The sequence below is a fragment of the Streptomyces sp. NPDC051020 genome (assembly GCF_040683105.1).
GTDB lineage: Bacteria > Actinomycetota > Actinomycetes > Streptomycetales > Streptomycetaceae > Streptomyces.
Genome location: NZ_JBFBCG010000031.1, coordinates 61,405 through 78,291, shown reverse-complemented (window position 1 = coordinate 78,291; position 16,887 = coordinate 61,405). Strand labels below are relative to the sequence as shown.

The following is a 16,887-nucleotide window of genomic DNA, read 5'->3' as shown; positions in this document are numbered from 1 at the left end:
GTACGAGCCCCGAGGGCCGCGCCTGAGCGGAACGCGGCCCCGGAATGCGCCGGTTACCTGTGGAGACGGGCGGCCGGAGCGGTGATGAGCCCCCGTGCGAGCGGCACGGGGGCTCATCCATGCCGTCACTCCGTCAGGGTCACGCCGGTGTGGTCTCGGACTTCCTGCTCTCGCCGTGGGTGCGGTCCAGGAAGCGGATCAGCGGCGCGTTGTCGAACTGCACCACCTCGACGCCGTCCGGCGAGTGCCGCTCCACGACCAGCTGCGCCCGTCCGCACGGCCAGATCCGTATCGCGCCGTGCCCGGTCGGCGAGTGCAGCCCGTCCTCCAGCAGGTCTCGGCCGAAGGCCCAGTCGGTGCCGCCGGGGAAGGTGAGATGCACCGTGCGCGGGTCGACGGCCGCGTCGTACCGCAGGTCGACGGGGACGGAGAAGGTGTCGGTCGCCTCGGTGATGAGCCGGGCTTCGGCCTGTTCTTCGATCACGGGGGGCATGGGCCGAATCCTCCTGTTACCGAATGTTTATGAATGGTTGATATCTAATGTCGCATATTTCAGCCAAAGGGCACGATGGGGAAGTCAGGTACTTGTTGAGGGTGCGCTCTTGCGATCCATTTGCAACAAGGCCCTATCATTGAGAAGTTCATGACCCCGCGCAGCAGTGCAGGAATGCAGGAAGCGGAGCCTCCCCATGCATGTACCCGACGGATTCATCAACGCCCCCGTCTCCGCCGCCGCCGGTGTGGTCGCCGCGGGCGCCGTGGCGGTCAGTCTGCGGGGCGCCCGCCGCGAACTGGATGAACGCACCGCGCCGCTCGCGGGGCTCGTCGCCGCGTTCATCTTCGCCGTGCAGATGCTGAACTTTCCGGTCGCGGCCGGTACCAGTGGGCATCTGCTGGGCGGGGCGCTCGCCGCGATCCTGGTCGGGCCGTACACCGGGGTGCTCTGTATATCCGTCGTGCTGCTCATGCAGGGCATCCTCTTCGCGGACGGCGGGCTCACCGCGCTCGGTGTGAACATCACCGTCATGGGCGTCACCACCACCGTCGTCTCGTACGCCCTCTTCCGTGGTCTCGCCGCCGTCCTGCCGCGCACCCGCCGTTCCACGACCGCCGCCGCATTCGTCGCCGCACTGATCTCCGTGCCGGCCGCGGCCTGCGTCTTCACGCTGATCTACTGGATCGGTGGCACCACCGACATCCCGATCGGCAAGGTCCTCACCGCGATGGTCGGCGTGCACATCCTGATCGGCATCGGCGAGGCCGTGATCACCGCGCTGACCGTCGGAGCCGTCCTCGCCGTCCGCCCCGATCTGGTCCACGGCGCCCGCGGTCTCACCTCCCCGCTCAAGCTCCGGATCGACGGCGAGCTCGTCGACGCCCCCGCCCGGCAGTCCGTCGCGCCGGCCGCCGCCCGCTCCACGCGCGGGCTCTGGGCCACCGGCCTGGTCACCGCCCTCGTGCTGGCGGGCTTCGTCTCCTTCTACGCCTCCGCCAACCCGGACGGCCTGGAGAAGGTCGCCGCCGACAAGGGCATCGACAAGAAGGTGGCGGAGCACGCGGCCAAGGACTCACCGCTCGCCGACTACGGCGTCAAGGACGTCTCCGACGCGCGGCTCTCCGGCGGTCTCGCCGGGGTGATCGGGGTCGGCGCCACGATCGTGGTCGGCAGCGGGGTCTTCTGGGCCGTCCGCCGCCGCCGTACGCCGGACGCACCCGCCGACATCCGCGCCAAGGAAGCCGTCTGATGGGCGCCGGCCACGCGCACAAGCTCTACCGGCACGGGCACTCGCCGGTCCATGACCTGCCCCCGCACTGCAAGCTCGCCGCTGTGTTCAGCTTCGTGCTGGTCGTCGTCCTGACGCCGCGCGAGGCGGTCTGGGCGTTCGCGCTGTACGCCGCGCTGCTCGCCGGGGTCGCGGCGGTGGCCCGGATCCCCGCCGGGTTCCTGCTCAAGCGGCTGGTCATCGAGGTGCCGTTCGTCGCGTTCGCCGTGCTGATGCCGTTCGTGGTGCCGGGCGAGCAGACGGAGCTCCTCGGCGTCTCCGTCAGTGTCCCCGGTCTCTGGGGCGCCTGGAACGTCCTCGCCAAGGGCACCCTCGGCGTCGCCGCCTCGGTGATCCTCGCGTCCACCACCGAGCTGCGCTCCCTGCTGCTCGGTCTGCAGCGGCTCAAGCTGCCGCCGATGCTTGTCCAGATCGCCTCCTTCATGATCCGGTACGGGGATGTGATCACCGGCGAGATGCGGCGGATGTCGATCGCCCGCCGCTCCCGCGGCTTCGAGGCGCGCGGGGTACGGCAGTGGGGCGTCCTCGCCAAGTCGGCGGGCGCGCTCTTCATCCGTTCCTACGAGCGCGGCGAACGCGTCCACCTCGCGATGGTCAGCCGCGGCTACACCGGCTCGATGCCGGTCATCGACGAGGTGACGGCGTCCGGTGCGCAGTGGGCGTACGCCTCGGCACTCCCCGTGCTCGCCCTCGCGGTCTGTCTGCTGGGATGGACCCTATGAGCCCCTCCAGCAGCACCGTGCCGTCCCTTGAGGTCAGTGGCCTCGCCTACGCCTACCCCGATGGTCACCAGGCGCTCTTCGGCGTCGACCTGACCGTCGCCCGCGGCGAACGCGTCGCCCTGCTCGGCCCGAACGGCGCCGGCAAGACCACGCTCGTCCTCCACCTCAACGGCATCCTCGACGCGGGCGCGGGCACCGTCCGGGTCGCCGGTCTTCCGGTGGAGAAGCGCCATCTCGCGGAGATCCGTCGCCGCGTCGGCATCGTCTTCCAGGACCCCGACGACCAGCTCTTCATGCCGACCGTCCGCGAGGACGTCGCCTTCGGGCCCGCCGCGTCCGGGCTGCGCGGCGCCGAACTGGAGGAGCGGGTCACCGAGGCACTCGAACAGGTCGGCATGGAGGGGTACGCGAACCGCCCCCCGCACCATCTGTCGTTCGGTCAGCGCCGTCGCGTCGCCGTTGCCACCGTGCTCGCCATGCGGCCGGAAATCCTCGTCCTGGACGAGCCCTCGTCCAACCTGGACCCCGCATCGAGGCGCGAACTCGCCGACATCCTGCGGTCGTTGGACGTCACCGTGCTGATGGTCACGCACGACCTGCCGTACGCCCTGGAGCTCTGCCCGCGCTCCGTCATCCTCAGCGAAGGCGCCATCGCGGCCGACAACCGTACTCAGGACCTGCTCTGCGACGAGGAGTTGATGCGTGCTCACCGGCTGGAGCTGCCCTTCGGGTTCGACCCGCGCTCCGTGACCATGGGCGCGTGACCGACGGCGACACCGGTCATCCCGTGGCCTCGCCGCTGCTCGACGAACAGCAGTGCGCACCAGGTCTGCCCGCACCCGACGCCGCCCGCGGCACCATCGACGTCCCGATCGTGCTGAGCTGAGGGGCACCCGCGGTACAGCTCACCTGCGCAGCGATGCACCATGGGGGGATGAGCGGGAGCGCAGGAGCAGGCGTGGACGTACGGGGCACGGTGGCGACCGGATTCGAGCCGGTCAGGGACGCCTTCATCCGTAACTTCGAGCAGCGGGGGGAGCGGGGGGCGGCGGTCGCCGTCTACCGGGACGGACGCAAGGTCGTCGACCTGTGGGCCGGCACGAGAGACGTCGACGGTGTCGAACCGTGGGCGGTCGACACGGTGCAGATCGTCCGCTCCGCGGGCAAGGGCATCGCCGCGGCCGTACCGCTGCTGTTGCACCAGCGCGGACAGGTGGACCTCGACGCCCCGGTCGGCACGTACTGGCCGGAGTTCAAGGCGGCCGGCAAGGAGCGCGTCCTCGTGCGGCACCTCCTCGCCCACCGTGCGGGAGTCCCCGCCCTCGACCGGCCGCTGACGCCCCAGGAGGCCGCCGACGGGAGCTCCGGGGCGCACGCCGTCGCCGCGCAGCGCCCGCAGTGGGAGCCCGGTACCGCACACGGCTACCACGCACAGACGTACAGCTGGCTGATCGGCGAACTGGTGCGACGGGTCACCGGGCGAACCGTGGGCCGCTGGATCGCCGAGGAGATCGCCCGCCCGCTCGGCCTCGACTTCTGGTTCGGGCTCCCGGCGGAAGAGGCGCACCGGGTGGGCCGGATCGGACCGGTCGAGCCGCCCGTCCTCGACGGAAACGGCGGGGCGCTGCGGATGCGCCCCAAGCGGTCGGTCGTGGACGCCTACCGCGATTCCGAGTCGCTGACCCGCCGCGCGTTCGGTGCCATCGACCCGTTCCCCGACGAGAACGACGCCCGCTACCGGGCGGCCGAACTACCCGCCTCCAACGGCATCGCGACCGCCCGCGCGCTGGCCCGCGCGTACGCCGCGATGATCGGCCCGGTCGACGGTCACCGGCTCTTCGCCCCGGCCACGCTCACCCTCGCCCGCACCGAGGAGTCCGCGGGCCCGGACCGGGTGCTCGTCGTGAACACCCGCTTCGGGCTCGGCTACATGCTGCACGGCCCGGCCGCCCCGCTCCTCGCCCGCGGCTCCTTCGGCCACCCGGGCCGCGGCGGCTCGCTCGGCTTCGCCGACCCCGAATCGGGCATCTCGCTCGGCTATGTGACGAACGGTCTGCAGAAGGGAGTCACCGCCGATCCCCGTGCCCAGGCCCTGGTCAGAGCAGTACGGTCGGCGCTATGACTCCTACCGGTGATTCCAGGTTCGACGGATACGGCGTATTCATCACGGGCGCGGGACAGGGCATCGGCGCTGCCACGGCCCGTCGGCTGGCCTCCGAGGGCGCACGCGTCCTGGTGACCGATCTGGACGGTGACCGCGCCGAGCACACGGCGGCGGCGATACGGAAGACGGGCGCCACCGCCGAGGCGCTGCCCTGTGACGTGGGCGACCGCGCGGCGGTCGAGGCAGCGGTGGCCCGTACGGTCGAGGCGTTCGGCACGCTCGACGTGCTGGTCAACAACGCGTACCGCTGCACCCCCGACACCCCGCTCTTCGAGGACGAGCCCGACGACGTCTGGCAGGGCGATCTGGACGTCACGCTCACCGGCCCGTACCGCTGTTCACGGGCGGCTCTGCCGCACCTGGTGGCGTCGGGCAGGGGCGCGATCGTCAACATCGGCTCCGTCAACGGGGAGCAGGACTTCGGTAACCACGCCTACAGCGCCGCCAAGGCGGGCCTGGGCAGCCTGACCCGTACGCTCGCCGGCCACGCCGGCCCGCGCGGGGTCCGCGTCAACCTCGTGGCCCCCGGCACGATCCGCACGGACGCGTGGGCGGACCGCGCCGACGTACTGGACCGGGTGAGTCCGCTCTACCCCCTCGGCAGGGTCGGCGAACCGGACGACGTCGCGGCGGCGGTCGCCTTCCTCGCCTCCCGCGACGCTGCCTGGATCACCGGGACGACGCTGCGGGTGGACGGCGGGCTGCTCGCCGTGAACGCGGGCTTCCAGAGGGCGATCGCGCAGGACTGAGGCCGACCGGCAATGGGGGGTGGGTGAAGGTGCGTGCCCCAGCCCCGTGACGCCGCCCCCCCAATTGCCGGTCGGTCTGAGGCCGTCGGGCGGACCAGCGGGTTGCACCGGCGCCGGCGCCTGCTGTCCGCGCCGGTGCTTCTCCGGAGGCCGCCGGTCCAGCCGGCGTGTGTGATCGCCGCGATCAGGACCGCGCATGCGACCAGCGGCGTCACCTGGGCTGCTCGCGCACGTCCACCACGGTGCCGCCGGCGTGCCTGATGACTGCCTTGGGGTCGAGCGGGAAGACGGTGTGCGGGGTGCCCGCCGCAGCCCACACCACGTCGTGGTCGAGCAGCCCGCGGTCGGCCAGCACCCGGGTCTTCGTGCGGTGGCCGAAGGGCGGCACACCGCCGATCGCGTAGCCGGTGGTCTCCCGGACCAGATCGGCCCCGGCGCGCTTGACCTTCCCGGCGCCCAGCTCCCGCCGTACGAGCTCCACGTCGACCCGCGAGGAGCCGTCCATCAGGACCAGCACGGGAGCCCCGTCGGCCTCGAAGATCAGGGACTTGACGATGGCGCTGAGCTCGCAGCCGATGGCCGCGGCGGCCTCGGCGGCGGTACGGGTGGCGTCCGGGAAGCGGCGGATCTCGACGTCGAGACCCAGCTCGCGCAGGGCCTCGGCGAATCGGGGGTGTGCGGCCGAAACGGTGGCTTCGGTCACGGGCGCGGTCGCGTCGGGAGTACTCATGCCCCGCACGCTAGCGGCCGCTCAGCGCGGCACGCGATCCGGTTTCGGACACCGGGGGAGCGTGTCACGGCCCCGCGCGCAGTACCTGGGCCACCACCGGCCCCGCCGCGTCGCCGCCGTGGCCGCCGGACTGGACGACCGCCGCGGCCGCGAGATCGTTGCTGAAGCCGGTGAACCAGCTGTTGGACGTGGCCTGTCCGTCGACCTCCGCCGAACCGGTCTTCGCTCCCTTGTCGCCGCCGACCGAGGCCATCGCCGCCCTTCCGGTGCCCCAGCTCGCGGTCTGCCGCATCATGTTGGTCACCTGCTGCGAGACCGACCCGGGCAGCGAGCGGGACGCGGCGGCGAGCCGGCGGCCGTCCAGGTCCTGCGGTACGAGGACCGGCTGCCGGAAGGTGCCGTTCTTCGCGGTGGCGGTGATCGACGCCATGGTCAGTGCGTTCATCTGGATGGTGCCCTGGCCGATGTACTGCGCGGCGGCCTCACCGCCGGCGCCCTCGGGCACGCTGCCGTCGAAGGACGCGACGCCGGTCTTCCAGTCGAGGCCGATACCGAAGACGTCCCGCGCCTCCTTGGCCAGTGCGGCGTCGTCCTTGGTGTCGTCGATGAGTTTGATGAAGGCGGTGTTGCACGACCGGGCGAAGCTGGTGGTGAGGGTGCCGTCCGGGATGGAGAACCCGTCCAGGTTCTGGAACGTGCGGCCCTGGTACATCACGGTCTTCGGGCACTCGATCTTCTGGTTCGCGGCGGCGAGTCCCTTCTCGATCAGCATCGACGCGGTCACGATCTTCATCGTCGAACCGGGTGCCTGCTTGCCGAGCATGGCCGCGTTGAAGCCGGTCGCCGGGTTGTTCGCGACTGCGCGGATCGAGCCGGTGGACGGCCGGACGGCGACCACCGAGGCCCGGGTGTACTGCTTGACCGCCTTCTCGGCCGCCGCCTGGACATGGGCGTCCAGTGTGGTCTGCAGCTTGCCGGGCTTCCCCTTGGACAGCGTCAGCAGCGTCTTGTCCGGGGTGTTCTCGTCCGTCGACTCGATCCAGGTCTCGATACCCGCGGTGCCGCCGGCCTTCTCGCCGTACTTCTCGCGCAGCGTGTCCAGGATCGGCCCCAGCGACGGGTACTTCTCCTTCGTCAGCACCCGGCCGTTGTGGTCGAGCGCCTCGATGGACGGGGCCGACGCCTCGCCGGTCTTCAGCGTTTCGCCGTCCGCCAGGTCCGGATGGATCACGGACGGCTTCCAGTCGATCAGCGCCCGGCCGGTGGTCAGGCCGCGCACGACGGTCAGCTCCGAGGAGTACGACCAGGGCTTGGACTTCCCCTCGAAGCTCACCGTCGCCTTCACGGTGAACGGAACCTTCGAGCCGGTCGCCGGGCCCGGGGTGATCACGGCCTCGGTGACGTGGGCCATGGCGCTGTAGCCGCTGAGGGCCGGTTCGGCCTCGACGGCGTTGTTGGTGAGCCGGGACGCGTCGGACGCCTGGCCGGCCGCCCAGGCCTTGAAGAACTCCTTCGACGTCTCACTGATCTCCGCCTTGCTCGGCGGCCCGGTCTTCACCTCGGCGGAGGTGGAGCGTCCGTCCGTACCGCCGTCCCCGCTGCCGCCGAACCCGTCGAGGACGTTGTACGCCCCGTACCCCACGCCGCCGACCACCAGCACGAACACTCCGCCGATGACAGCGACCTTCGCTCCACTGCGCATCTGTGTACTCCCCCTCCCCAGGAGGCTCTCTTGAACAGGTTCAAGAGAGCGCTTGTGGGCACTTTACGGGACGGGGGTGATACCGGGGGCTGTTGTTATCGGAACGCGATCCACAAGGGGATGAACAGGCCGGTCAAATCCAGGTATCCAGCCACATGCGGTTGCGCCAGGAATTCTCTGGAATGGGCGTTCCCGTATACAGCGGCCAGAAGTAGATGAAATTCCAGACAATCAGCAGAACCAGTACGCCGGCCGCGACGGTCCCCAAGGTCCGGCGCAGCTCACCGGACGGGTCGCCGGACACCAGACCCAGTTCCCGCTTGGTCCCGGTGCCCGCCGCCGGGCCGATCATCGCGCCGATCATCATCGCCACCGCGAGACAGAGGAACGGCACGAAGACGACCGCGTAGAAGAGGAAGATCGTCCGTTCCTGGTAGTGGAACCAGGGCAGCCAGCCCGCCGCCACCCCGCACACGATCGCGCCCGCCCGCCAGTCGCGGCGGAAGAACCAGCGCCACAGCGCGTACAGCAGTGCGAAGCACGCGGCCCACCACAGCAGCGGTGTGCCGATCGCCAGGACCTCGCGGGCGCACTTGCCGGTGGCCGAACCCGGGCAGCCGTTCTGCTCCTCGTAGAAGTACGAGACGGGACGGCCCAGGACGATCCAGCTCCAGGGGTTCGACTGGTACGTGTGCCCCGAGGTCAGGTTCACGTGGAACTCGTAGACCTGGTACTCGTAGTGCCACAGGCTGCGCAGCCAGTCCGGCAGCCAGGTCCAGTGGCCGCCCGCTCCGTCGGTCGTCGCCCAGTCCCGGTAGTAGCCGTGGTGCTTGGGGTCGTTCCTGATGATCCAGCCGGTCCAGGACGCGAGGTACGTCAGGAGCGCGACCGGCACCGTCGAGACGAACGCCGGCAGCAGATCGCGCTTGATCACCGCCTGGTACGGGCGGACCGCACCAGCCGTCCGGCGGGCGCCGACATCCCACAACACCGTCATCAGGCCGAACGCGACCAGGAAGTACAGCCCGTTCCACTTCGTGCCGGACGCCAGGCCCAGCGAGACCCCCGCGGCGATCCGCCACGGCCGCCACCCCAGCCGCAGCGTTTCCGCGACGTGAGCATCCGGGCGCAGCACGCCCTCCGCGTCGACCGGCAGCGCCGCAGCCAGCCTGCGCCGCGCCCAGTCCCGGTCGATCAGCAGGCAGCCGAACGCCCCCAGCACGAAGAACATCAGCACCAGGTCGAGCAGCGCCGTGCGGCTCATCACGAAGTGCAGCCCGTCGACGGCGAGCAGCGCGCCCGCCAGACATCCCAGAAACGTCGACCGGAACAGCCGCCGCCCGATCCGGCACAGCATCAGCACCGACAGCGTGCCGAGCACCGCCACCATGAACCGCCAGCCGAACGGCGTGAACCCGAAGAGCTGCTCACCGAACCCGATGATCCACTTGCCGACCGGCGGATGCACCACATAACCGGGATCCGTCGGCACCGGCACCAGCGACGGGTCGGCCAGAATCGACTTGTCGACGTCCTTCGGCCAGGACCCCTCGTACCCCTGATTGATCAGGGCCCAGGCGTCCTTGGCGTAGTACGTCTCATCGAATATCACCGCCTTCGGGCTGCCCAGATGCCAGAACCGCAGCACCCCGGCAACCAGCGCCACCAGCAGTGGCCCGCCCCAGGCCGACCACCGCACCAGCCGGTCGGCCGTCGGCGGGGACACCCCCAGCACGGCCCAGAGCTGCTGTCCCGGCCGGGTGTACGGCGGGACCAGCCGTTCACGCAGCCCGATCACGGACCGGGGCGCATGGCCGAAGCGGCGCAGTCGCTGCTGCCAGGGCGACAGCTCTTCACCGTGCTGGTTCCCGGCGTCTTGACCCTGCTGGGCATCGGGCGCAGTACTCGTCACCGCGCCATCGTAGGGAACGCATCTGTGCGACTGCTGTCGCCCGTGCTGGGAGGATGGCTGATGTGACTGGAACGACTGGAACGCTGGTACTCGCAGGGACCCCCATCGGCGATGTGGCGGACGCCCCGCCACGGCTTGCCGCCGAACTGGAGACGGCCGATGTCGTCGCCGCGGAGGACACCCGTCGGCTGCGCCGTCTGACGCAGGCGCTCGGCATCCACACCACAGGGCGTGTCGTCTCCTACTTCGAGGGCAACGAGTCGGCCCGTACGCCCGAACTCGTCGAGGCGCTGATGGGCGGCGCCCGGGTGCTGCTGGTCACGGACGCCGGGATGCCGTCGGTCTCCGACCCCGGCTACCGACTGGTCGCCGCCGCCGTGGAGAAGGACATCAAGGTCACCGCGGTCCCCGGCCCGTCCGCCGTGCTCACCGCACTCGCCCTGTCCGGGCTGCCCGTCGACCGGTTCTGCTTCGAGGGCTTCCTGCCGCGCAAGGCCGGCGAACGGCTCGGCCGGCTCCGAGAGGTCGCCGACGAGCGCCGCACCATGGTCTTCTTCGAGGCCCCGCACCGGCTCGACGACACCCTCGCCGCGATGGCCGAGGTGTTCGGCAGCGACCGCCGGGCCGCCGTGTGCCGGGAGCTCACCAAGACGTACGAGGAAGTGAAGCGCGGCCCGCTGGGCGATCTCGCGGTCTGGGCGGCCGAAGGCGTACGCGGCGAGATCACCGTGGTCGTCGAGGGCGCCGCGGAATCCGTGGAGGAACTGGACGCTGCCGAGCTGGTACGCAGGGTGCAGGTGCGCGAGGAGGCGGGGGAGCGGCGCAAGGAGGCGATCGCCGCCGTCGCCGCGGCTGCCGGGCTGCCCAAACGCGAGGTTTTCGATGCGGTCGTCGCGGCAAAGAATGCGGCTCGGACCGGCCCAGCAGACGGCAAAGGGCTATCGTGAAAAGCAAAGCGCGAGCCGCGCACCGGCCACTTTTTCCACGAGAGGGCCAAGACCGCTCCAACACTCGACAGGACCTGGTGCGCTCCCGTCGGTAAAGGCGTCCACTGAATCAGGGACGCATTCTCCGGAGTGCTTGTCCGACGGACAAGAGGAGCAGGCATGAGCGACATCGCAGCAACCACCGTGCATGAGGCGTATGCCTTCGCCTGCATGGGTTGCGGACACGGTTGGGAACAGGTCTACGACATCGAGCACCACACGGACGGCCGCGGTCAGCCCTTCGTCGTGTACCGCGTGCAGGGGCAGCTCGTTCCCTCACCGCTGACCCGGCTCACCTGCCTCAACTGCGACGGGCACAAAGTCCGCATCATGCGCGCCGGGCAGGTCTCCTCCATCGCGGAAACGCTGCGACGCCTGAACTTCGCGACCCCGACCGGCGCCACCGCCGGGCCCATACCCGCCTCGGAGAGCGCGTCGGAGCGCCCTCCGCGCGAGTGGCGTTTCGTACATATGTTTCGCGCGCGGCAGCGTCGGTCCAAGTGAGGTCCGGGCCCGGTGACACCGGGCTCTCATAGGATCGCCCTATGAGCTCCAAGGACGCCCCGCCGCTGCCCGAACCCCTTCGGGTACCGGTCGCTGATTCGCACACCCATCTGGATATGCAGGACGCCACCGTCGAGGAGGGCCTGGCCAGGGCCGCGGCGGTGAACGTCACCACCGTGATCCAGGTGGGCTGCGACGTGAAGGGCTCGCGCTGGGCCGCCGAGACCGCCGCCGCGCACCCGAGTGTGTACGCGGCGGTGGCGCTCCACCCCAACGAGGCGCCGCGCATCGTGCACGGGGACCCGGAAGGCTGGTCGCGGCAGGGTGGCCGCGAACCCGGCGGGAAGGCGGCACTCGACGAGGCGCTCGCCGAGATCGACCGGTTGGCCGCCCTCGACCAGGTCCGCGGCGTCGGTGAGACAGGGCTCGATTACTTCCGCACGGGTCCCGAGGGCATGGCAGCCCAGGAGGAATCCTTCCGGGCCCACATCGAGATCGCCAAACGGCACGGCAAGGCGCTCGTCATCCACGACCGAGAGGCGCACGCCGATGTGCTGCGCGTCCTCGCCGACGCGGGCGCCCCCGAGCGGACCGTGTTCCACTGCTACTCCGGTGACGCCGAGATGGCCCGGATCTGCGCGGACGCCGGGTATTTCATGTCGTTCGCGGGCAATGTGACGTTCAAGAACGCCCAGCCACTGCGGGACGCGCTGTCCGTGGCGCCGGTCGAGCTGGTCCTGGTGGAGACGGACGCGCCGTTCCTCACCCCCGCCCCGTTCCGCGGACGCCCGAACGCGCCGTATCTCATTCCCGTCACGCTCCGTGCCATGGCGGAGGTGAAGGGCGTCGACGAGGACACCCTGGCGTCGGCGATCAACGAGAACACGGCTCGCGCTTTCGATTACTGAGCATCGCGCGGTGACGGTGTGCAGTCGCGCCGCTTTGGAAAGGGACGGAAGCTCGCGGGCGTCCGCACCGGCGTCCGAGCAGACGTTCCGGGCGAAGAAGCTCTACGTGCAACGGGGGGCGAGCCCGTGGCCGCACTGCGGCCGTAGGCTTACCGGGTGAGCAGCACAGAGCCCGACGCCCTCCTGGGGCCCGCAGACATCCGCGACCTGGCCGCGAAGCTGGGCGTACGCCCCACGAAGCAGCGCGGTCAGAACTTCGTCATCGACGCCAATACGGTCCGCAGGATCGTACGGACCGCGGAGGTCCGCCCGGACGACGTGGTGGTGGAAGTCGGGCCGGGGCTGGGTTCGCTGACCCTGGCGCTGCTGGAGGCGGCGGACCGGGTCGTCGCCGTCGAGATCGACGACGTGCTCGCGGCGGCGCTGCCCGCCACGGTCGCGGCCCGGATGCCGGGCCGCGCCGACCGGTTCTCGCTCGTCCACTCCGACGCGATGCTGGTCACGGAGCTGCCGGGCCCGGCGCCCACCGCCCTCGTCGCCAACCTGCCGTACAACGTCGCCGTGCCGGTCCTGCTGACGATGCTGGAGCGGTTCCCGACCATCGAGCGGACCCTGGTCATGGTGCAGGCCGAGGTCGCCGACCGGCTGGCCGCCCGGCCGGGCAACAAGGTCTACGGCGTGCCCTCGGTGAAGGCCAACTGGTACGCGGACGTCAAGCGGGCCGGGGCCATCGGCCGCACCGTCTTCTGGCCGGCCCCCAACGTCGACTCCGGTCTGGTCTCGCTGGTCCGGCGCACCGAGCCGATCACGACGACCGCGAGCCGGGCCGAGGTCTTCGCCGTCGTCGACGCGGCGTTCGCTCAGCGCCGCAAGACGCTCCGGGCTGCCCTGGCCGGCTGGGCGGGTTCCGCGCCCGCCGCCGAGGCGGCCCTGGTCGCGGCCGGGATCTCGCCGCAGGCCCGGGGCGAAGCGCTGACGATCGAGGAGTTCGCGGCCATCGCCGAGAACAAGCCCGCCCTGAAGACCGATGAGGATCAGTCCGCCGGGAGCAACGAGTGAGCGTCACCGTCCGCGTCCCCGCCAAGGTCAACGTCCAGCTTGCGGTAGGTGCCGCGCGCCCCGACGGTTTCCATGACCTGGCCAACGTCTTCCTCGCCGTCGGCCTGTACGACGAGGTGACCGTCACCCCCGCCGACGAGCTGACGATCACCTGCTCGGGCCCGGACGCCGCCCAGGTCCCGCTGGACGCCTCCAACCTCGCAGCCCGCGCCGCGATCGCGCTCGCCGAGCGCCACGGCATCGCGCCCCACGTGCACATCCACATCGCCAAGGACATCCCCGTCGCGGGCGGCATGGCGGGCGGCAGCGCCGACGGTGCGGCAGCGCTGCTCGCCTGCGACGCCCTCTGGTCCACCGGCGCCACCCGGGACGAGCTGCTCGCCATCTGCGCGGAACTCGGCAGCGACGTGCCGTTCTCCCTGGTCGGCGGCGCCGCCCTCGGGATCGGCCGCGGTGAACAACTGACCACGATCGACGTCGGCGGCACCTTCCACTGGGTCTTCGCGGTCGCCGACGGAGGGCTCTCCACCCCGGCCGTCTACGGCGAGTTCGACCGGCTCACCGCGGACACCGACGTCCCCGCACCGGCGGCCTCCCCGGCGCTCCTCGACGCTCTGCGCACCGGCGACACCCACGCGCTCGCCGGTGCGCTCTCCAACGACCTGCAGCCCGCCGCGCTGTCCCTGCGGCCCTCGCTCGCCGACACGCTCGCCGCGGGCACCGGGGCGGGCGCCCTGGCCGCCCTGGTCTCGGGCTCCGGACCGACCACCGCGTTCCTGGTGGCAGACGCCGAGTCGGCGCGGAAGGTCGCGGACGCGCTGCTGACGTCGGGGACCTGCCGGACCGCGCGCGTCGCAGTGTCCCCGGCGCCGGGCGCCACGGTGCTCTGACCGCGGGCGCCGCCGGCCGGGTCGCGCTCGTCCCGGCCGGGGCCCGGCTCAGCCGAGCCGCACGCTCTTCTTCGCCAGCTCGTACGCCGGGAGCATCTCCTGTTGCTCCTGGGAGTCCAGCCCGCCGAGGTGCACCACGACCGGTCCGCTCGGGGTGGAGACGGCGAAGGCCTGCTCCTTCTTGGGCTCGTCCAAGAGCTCGCTGCTGACGGTGTAGCCGACCTCGGCCGCGGTCAGGGAGCCGGCCTTCAGATCGGTGTACGTGGCCCGGCCGGCGTTCGGATCGGCGGCCAGGAACGCCTTCAGGACCTGGCGCGGGGTGCTGCCGGTACGGTCCCCCGTCCACACCCGCAGAAAGCCGATGTTCCCGGCGGGCTTCGCGTCGATCTCGCAGACGAGTGTGACCGGGCCCTGCTCGGCCAGTTCGCTCAGTGCGTCGTCCTCGGCGGCCTGGACGGCCGTCGGCTTCCAGGAGGCCGCGAGGTCGAAGATGACGGGCAGGGCGCAGGCGGAACCGGGGCCTCCGATACTGCCGCCCTTCACCGCGCTCTTCGCCGCAGTCCTCGGCTTCGGTGCCGTCCTCTCGCCGTTCCCGCCGTCGTCCGGGGCGGACGACGTGCAGCCGGTCACCGCCACCGACGCCACCGCCAGCACGGCCGTGACCGTGCCCCGTACCGAATTGCGCACCATGGAAGTCCCCTGTCCCCGCCCTTGACCGATCGCCGCACGGCAACGGCCTGCTCCACGATAGAGAGCGGGCTCCCGATGCCCTGCGGCTGCGTGTGCGGCGTTGTCGTCGAAGCCGCATGACGCCGCTCGCCGATCCACTCCCCGTCGTGGGCGAGGCCGTCACCCACCCGCGTGGCGATTACCCTGGGAGGTCGATCGATCCCCCAGTCAGGAGTGAAATGGCCGTCAATCTGGTCAATGTCGAGCAGGTCAGCAAGGTGTACGGCACCCGTGCCCTGCTCGACGGTGTGTCCCTCGGTGTGTCCGAGGGGGACCGGATCGGTGTCGTCGGCCGCAACGGCGACGGCAAGACGACCCTCATCCGGATGCTCGCCAAGCTGGAGGAGGCGGACACCGGCCGCGTCACCCACAGCGGCGGCCTGCGCCTCGGTGTCCTCACCCAGCACGATTCGCTCGACCCGAAGGCGACCATCCGCCACGAGATCATCCGCGATCTCGCCGACCACGAGTGGGCGGGCAGCGCCAAGGTCCGTGACGTGCTGACCGGACTCTTCGGCGGGCTCGACCTGCCCGGCTTCGAGCATGGCCTGGACACCGTCATCGCCCCGCTCTCCGGCGGCGAGCGGCGCCGGATCGCGCTCGCCAAGCTGCTCATCGCCGAACAGGACCTGATCGTCCTCGACGAGCCGACCAACCACCTCGACGTCGAGGGCATCTCCTGGCTGGCCCGGCATCTTCAGAACCGACGCTCGGCGCTCGTCTGCGTCACCCACGACCGGTGGTTCCTCGACCAGGTCTGTACGCGCATGTGGGACGTCCAGCGCGGCACCGTCCACGAGTACGAGGGCGGATACAGCGACTACGTCTTCGCCCGCGCCGAGCGCGAGCGGATCGCCGCGACCGAGGAGTCCAAGCGGCAGAACCTGATGCGCAAGGAGCTGGCCTGGCTGCGGCGCGGAGCCCCCGCCCGTACCTCGAAGCCGCGCTACCGCATCGAGGCGGCCAACGAGCTGATCGCCGATGTGCCGCCGCCGCGCGATACCAGCGAGCTGATGAAGTTCGCCAACGCCCGGCTGGGCAAGACGGTCTTCGACCTGGAGGACGTGACCGTCCAGGCCGGACCCAAGACGCTGCTCACCCACCTCACCTGGCAGCTCGGTCCGGGCGACCGGATCGGCCTGGTCGGCGTCAACGGCGCGGGCAAGACCTCGCTGCTGCGGGCGCTCGCCGAGGCGGCCCGCACCCAGGGCGACGCACAGCCGGCGGCCGGGAAGATCGTCGTCGGCAAGACCGTCAAGCTCGCCTACCTCTCCCAGGAGGTCGCCGAGCTCAACCCGAACCTGCGGGTGCTGGAAGCCGTGCAGCAGGTGCGCGACCGGGTCGACCTCGGCAAGGGCCGGGAGATGACCGCGGGGCAGCTTTGCGAGCAGTTCGGCTTCTCGAAGGAGAAGCAGTGGACCCCCGTCGCCGACCTGTCCGGCGGTGAGCGGCGCCGGCTGCAGATCCTGCGCCTGCTGATGGACGAGCCGAACGTCCTCTTCCTCGACGAGCCCACCAACGACCTCGACATCGAGACCCTGACCCAGCTGGAGGACCTCCTCGACGGCTGGCCCGGGTCGATGATCGTGATCTCCCACGACCGGTTCTTCATCGAGCGGACCACGGACCGGGTGATGGCGTTGCTCGGTGACGCCACGCTCCGGATGCTGCCGCGCGGCATCGACGAGTACATCGAGCGCAGGGAGCGGATGGCGGAGGCGTCCTCGTCCGCCCCGGCTGCCCCGGCGGTGAAGGAGTCCGGCGGGGCGGTGGCCCCGGCGGTGTCCGCACAGGCGGCGCGGGCGGCGAAGAAGGAACTGCAGAAGATCGAGCGGCAACTCGACAAGATGTCGAGCAGGGAGACGACCCTGCACGCACAGATCGCCGACAACGCCACGGACTTCGAGAAGGTGGCGAAACTGGACGCGGAGCTGCGGGAACTGGTGGCGGAGCGCGACGAGTTGGAGATGCGCTGGCTGGAGCTTGCCGAGGACGCCTGACAGCTGCTCGGCGGCCGGTGGTGCTGATGGTGTGTTCGATACGGGTGG

Annotated in this window: 17 protein-coding genes and 1 pseudogene; 13 read left to right on the top strand and 5 right to left on the bottom strand. The window is 70.9% G+C overall.

Annotated elements, in window-relative coordinates; all coding sequences use genetic code 11:
• Nucleotides 1-139 precede the first annotated feature (139 nt).
• Nucleotides 140-493 (bottom strand): SsgA family sporulation/cell division regulator, encoded by a 354-nt coding sequence (locus AB0N06_RS18835; RefSeq protein WP_358857586.1) that lies wholly within the window; start codon nucleotides 491-493, stop codon nucleotides 140-142.
• 196 nt (nucleotides 494-689) lie between these two features.
• Here AB0N06_RS18835 and AB0N06_RS18830 point away from each other — a divergent pair, with 196 nt between their 5' ends.
• From AB0N06_RS18830 to AB0N06_RS18805, 6 genes are all read left to right on the top strand, one after another.
• Entirely contained in the window at nucleotides 690-1,745 is a 1,056-nt protein-coding gene (locus AB0N06_RS18830) for an energy-coupling factor ABC transporter permease (RefSeq protein ID WP_366135797.1), read from the top strand.
• A complete protein-coding gene (gene cbiQ / locus AB0N06_RS18825) occupies nucleotides 1,745-2,506 on the top strand; it encodes a cobalt ECF transporter T component CbiQ (RefSeq protein WP_366135796.1) in 762 nt (253 codons plus the stop codon). The genes AB0N06_RS18830 and cbiQ overlap by 1 nt, the downstream gene beginning before the upstream one ends.
• Nucleotides 2,494-3,270 carry an ABC transporter ATP-binding protein gene (locus AB0N06_RS18820; RefSeq protein ID WP_366135795.1) on the top strand — a complete coding sequence of 259 codons (777 nt, stop codon included), beginning with the start codon at nucleotides 2,494-2,496 and terminating at the stop codon, nucleotides 3,268-3,270. The genes cbiQ and AB0N06_RS18820 overlap by 13 nt, the downstream gene beginning before the upstream one ends.
• A complete protein-coding gene (locus AB0N06_RS18815; protein WP_366135794.1) occupies nucleotides 3,267-3,392 on the top strand; it encodes a hypothetical protein in 126 nt (41 codons plus the stop codon). Before AB0N06_RS18820 ends, AB0N06_RS18815 begins: the two co-directional genes overlap by 4 nt.
• Nucleotides 3,393-3,464: 72 nt before the next feature.
• Nucleotides 3,465-4,628, top strand: a complete 1,164-nt coding sequence (locus tag AB0N06_RS18810) for a serine hydrolase domain-containing protein (RefSeq protein WP_366135811.1) — start codon at nucleotides 3,465-3,467, stop codon at nucleotides 4,626-4,628.
• Complete coding sequence (locus AB0N06_RS18805; RefSeq protein ID WP_366135793.1) at nucleotides 4,625-5,419, top strand: SDR family NAD(P)-dependent oxidoreductase; 795 nt, start codon at nucleotides 4,625-4,627, stop codon at nucleotides 5,417-5,419. The genes AB0N06_RS18810 and AB0N06_RS18805 overlap by 4 nt, the downstream gene beginning before the upstream one ends.
• Nucleotides 5,420-5,630: 211 nt before the next feature.
• Here the strand turns inward: AB0N06_RS18805 and AB0N06_RS18800 are convergent, their stop codons facing one another.
• From AB0N06_RS18800 to AB0N06_RS18790, 3 genes are all read right to left on the bottom strand, one after another.
• A complete protein-coding gene (locus AB0N06_RS18800; protein WP_366135792.1) occupies nucleotides 5,631-6,149 on the bottom strand; it encodes a YbaK/EbsC family protein in 519 nt (172 codons plus the stop codon).
• Nucleotides 6,150-6,213: 64 nt separating this feature from the next.
• Nucleotides 6,214-7,851 (bottom strand): penicillin-binding transpeptidase domain-containing protein, encoded by a 1,638-nt coding sequence (locus AB0N06_RS18795; protein ID WP_366135791.1) that lies wholly within the window; start codon nucleotides 7,849-7,851, stop codon nucleotides 6,214-6,216.
• Nucleotides 7,852-7,984: 133 nt separating this feature from the next.
• Complete coding sequence (locus AB0N06_RS18790) at nucleotides 7,985-9,763, bottom strand: phospholipid carrier-dependent glycosyltransferase (RefSeq protein ID WP_366135790.1); 1,779 nt, start codon at nucleotides 9,761-9,763, stop codon at nucleotides 7,985-7,987.
• Between the two features lie 53 nt (nucleotides 9,764-9,816).
• On the opposite strand from AB0N06_RS18790, the gene rsmI reads away from it, so the two are divergent.
• From rsmI to AB0N06_RS18760, 6 genes and pseudogenes are all read left to right on the top strand, one after another.
• The gene (gene rsmI / locus AB0N06_RS18785; protein WP_366135789.1) at nucleotides 9,817-10,710 is read left to right on the top strand and encodes a 16S rRNA (cytidine(1402)-2'-O)-methyltransferase; all 894 of its coding nucleotides are present in this window, start codon (nucleotides 9,817-9,819) and stop codon (nucleotides 10,708-10,710) included.
• 159 nt (nucleotides 10,711-10,869) lie between these two features.
• Entirely contained in the window at nucleotides 10,870-11,253 is a 384-nt protein-coding gene (locus AB0N06_RS18780) for a hypothetical protein (RefSeq protein WP_366135788.1), read from the top strand.
• A 41-nt stretch (nucleotides 11,254-11,294) separates the two neighbouring features.
• Nucleotides 11,295-12,161 carry a TatD family hydrolase gene (locus AB0N06_RS18775; protein WP_366135787.1) on the top strand — a complete coding sequence of 289 codons (867 nt, stop codon included), beginning with the start codon at nucleotides 11,295-11,297 and terminating at the stop codon, nucleotides 12,159-12,161.
• Nucleotides 12,162-12,225: 64 nt separating this feature from the next.
• Nucleotides 12,226-12,321: pseudogene (locus AB0N06_RS18770) on the top strand (transglycosylase); the annotation flags it as partial.
• Nucleotides 12,318-13,220, top strand: a complete 903-nt coding sequence (rsmA, locus tag AB0N06_RS18765) for a 16S rRNA (adenine(1518)-N(6)/adenine(1519)-N(6))-dimethyltransferase RsmA (RefSeq protein ID WP_366135786.1) — start codon at nucleotides 12,318-12,320, stop codon at nucleotides 13,218-13,220. The pseudogene AB0N06_RS18770 and the gene rsmA, both read left to right, overlap by 4 nt.
• Nucleotides 13,217-14,110, top strand: a complete 894-nt coding sequence (locus AB0N06_RS18760) for a 4-(cytidine 5'-diphospho)-2-C-methyl-D-erythritol kinase (protein ID WP_366135785.1) — start codon at nucleotides 13,217-13,219, stop codon at nucleotides 14,108-14,110. The genes rsmA and AB0N06_RS18760 overlap by 4 nt, the downstream gene beginning before the upstream one ends.
• A gap of 48 nt (nucleotides 14,111-14,158) precedes the next feature.
• On the opposite strand, the gene AB0N06_RS18755 is transcribed toward AB0N06_RS18760, so the two are convergent.
• Nucleotides 14,159-14,800 (bottom strand): lipoprotein, encoded by a 642-nt coding sequence (locus AB0N06_RS18755; protein ID WP_366135783.1) that lies wholly within the window; start codon nucleotides 14,798-14,800, stop codon nucleotides 14,159-14,161.
• A 218-nt stretch (nucleotides 14,801-15,018) separates the two neighbouring features.
• Between AB0N06_RS18755 and AB0N06_RS18750 the strand changes: the two genes are divergently transcribed.
• Nucleotides 15,019-16,839 carry an ABC-F family ATP-binding cassette domain-containing protein gene (locus AB0N06_RS18750; protein WP_366135782.1) on the top strand — a complete coding sequence of 607 codons (1,821 nt, stop codon included), beginning with the start codon at nucleotides 15,019-15,021 and terminating at the stop codon, nucleotides 16,837-16,839.
• Nucleotides 16,840-16,887: the final 48 nt, after the last annotated feature.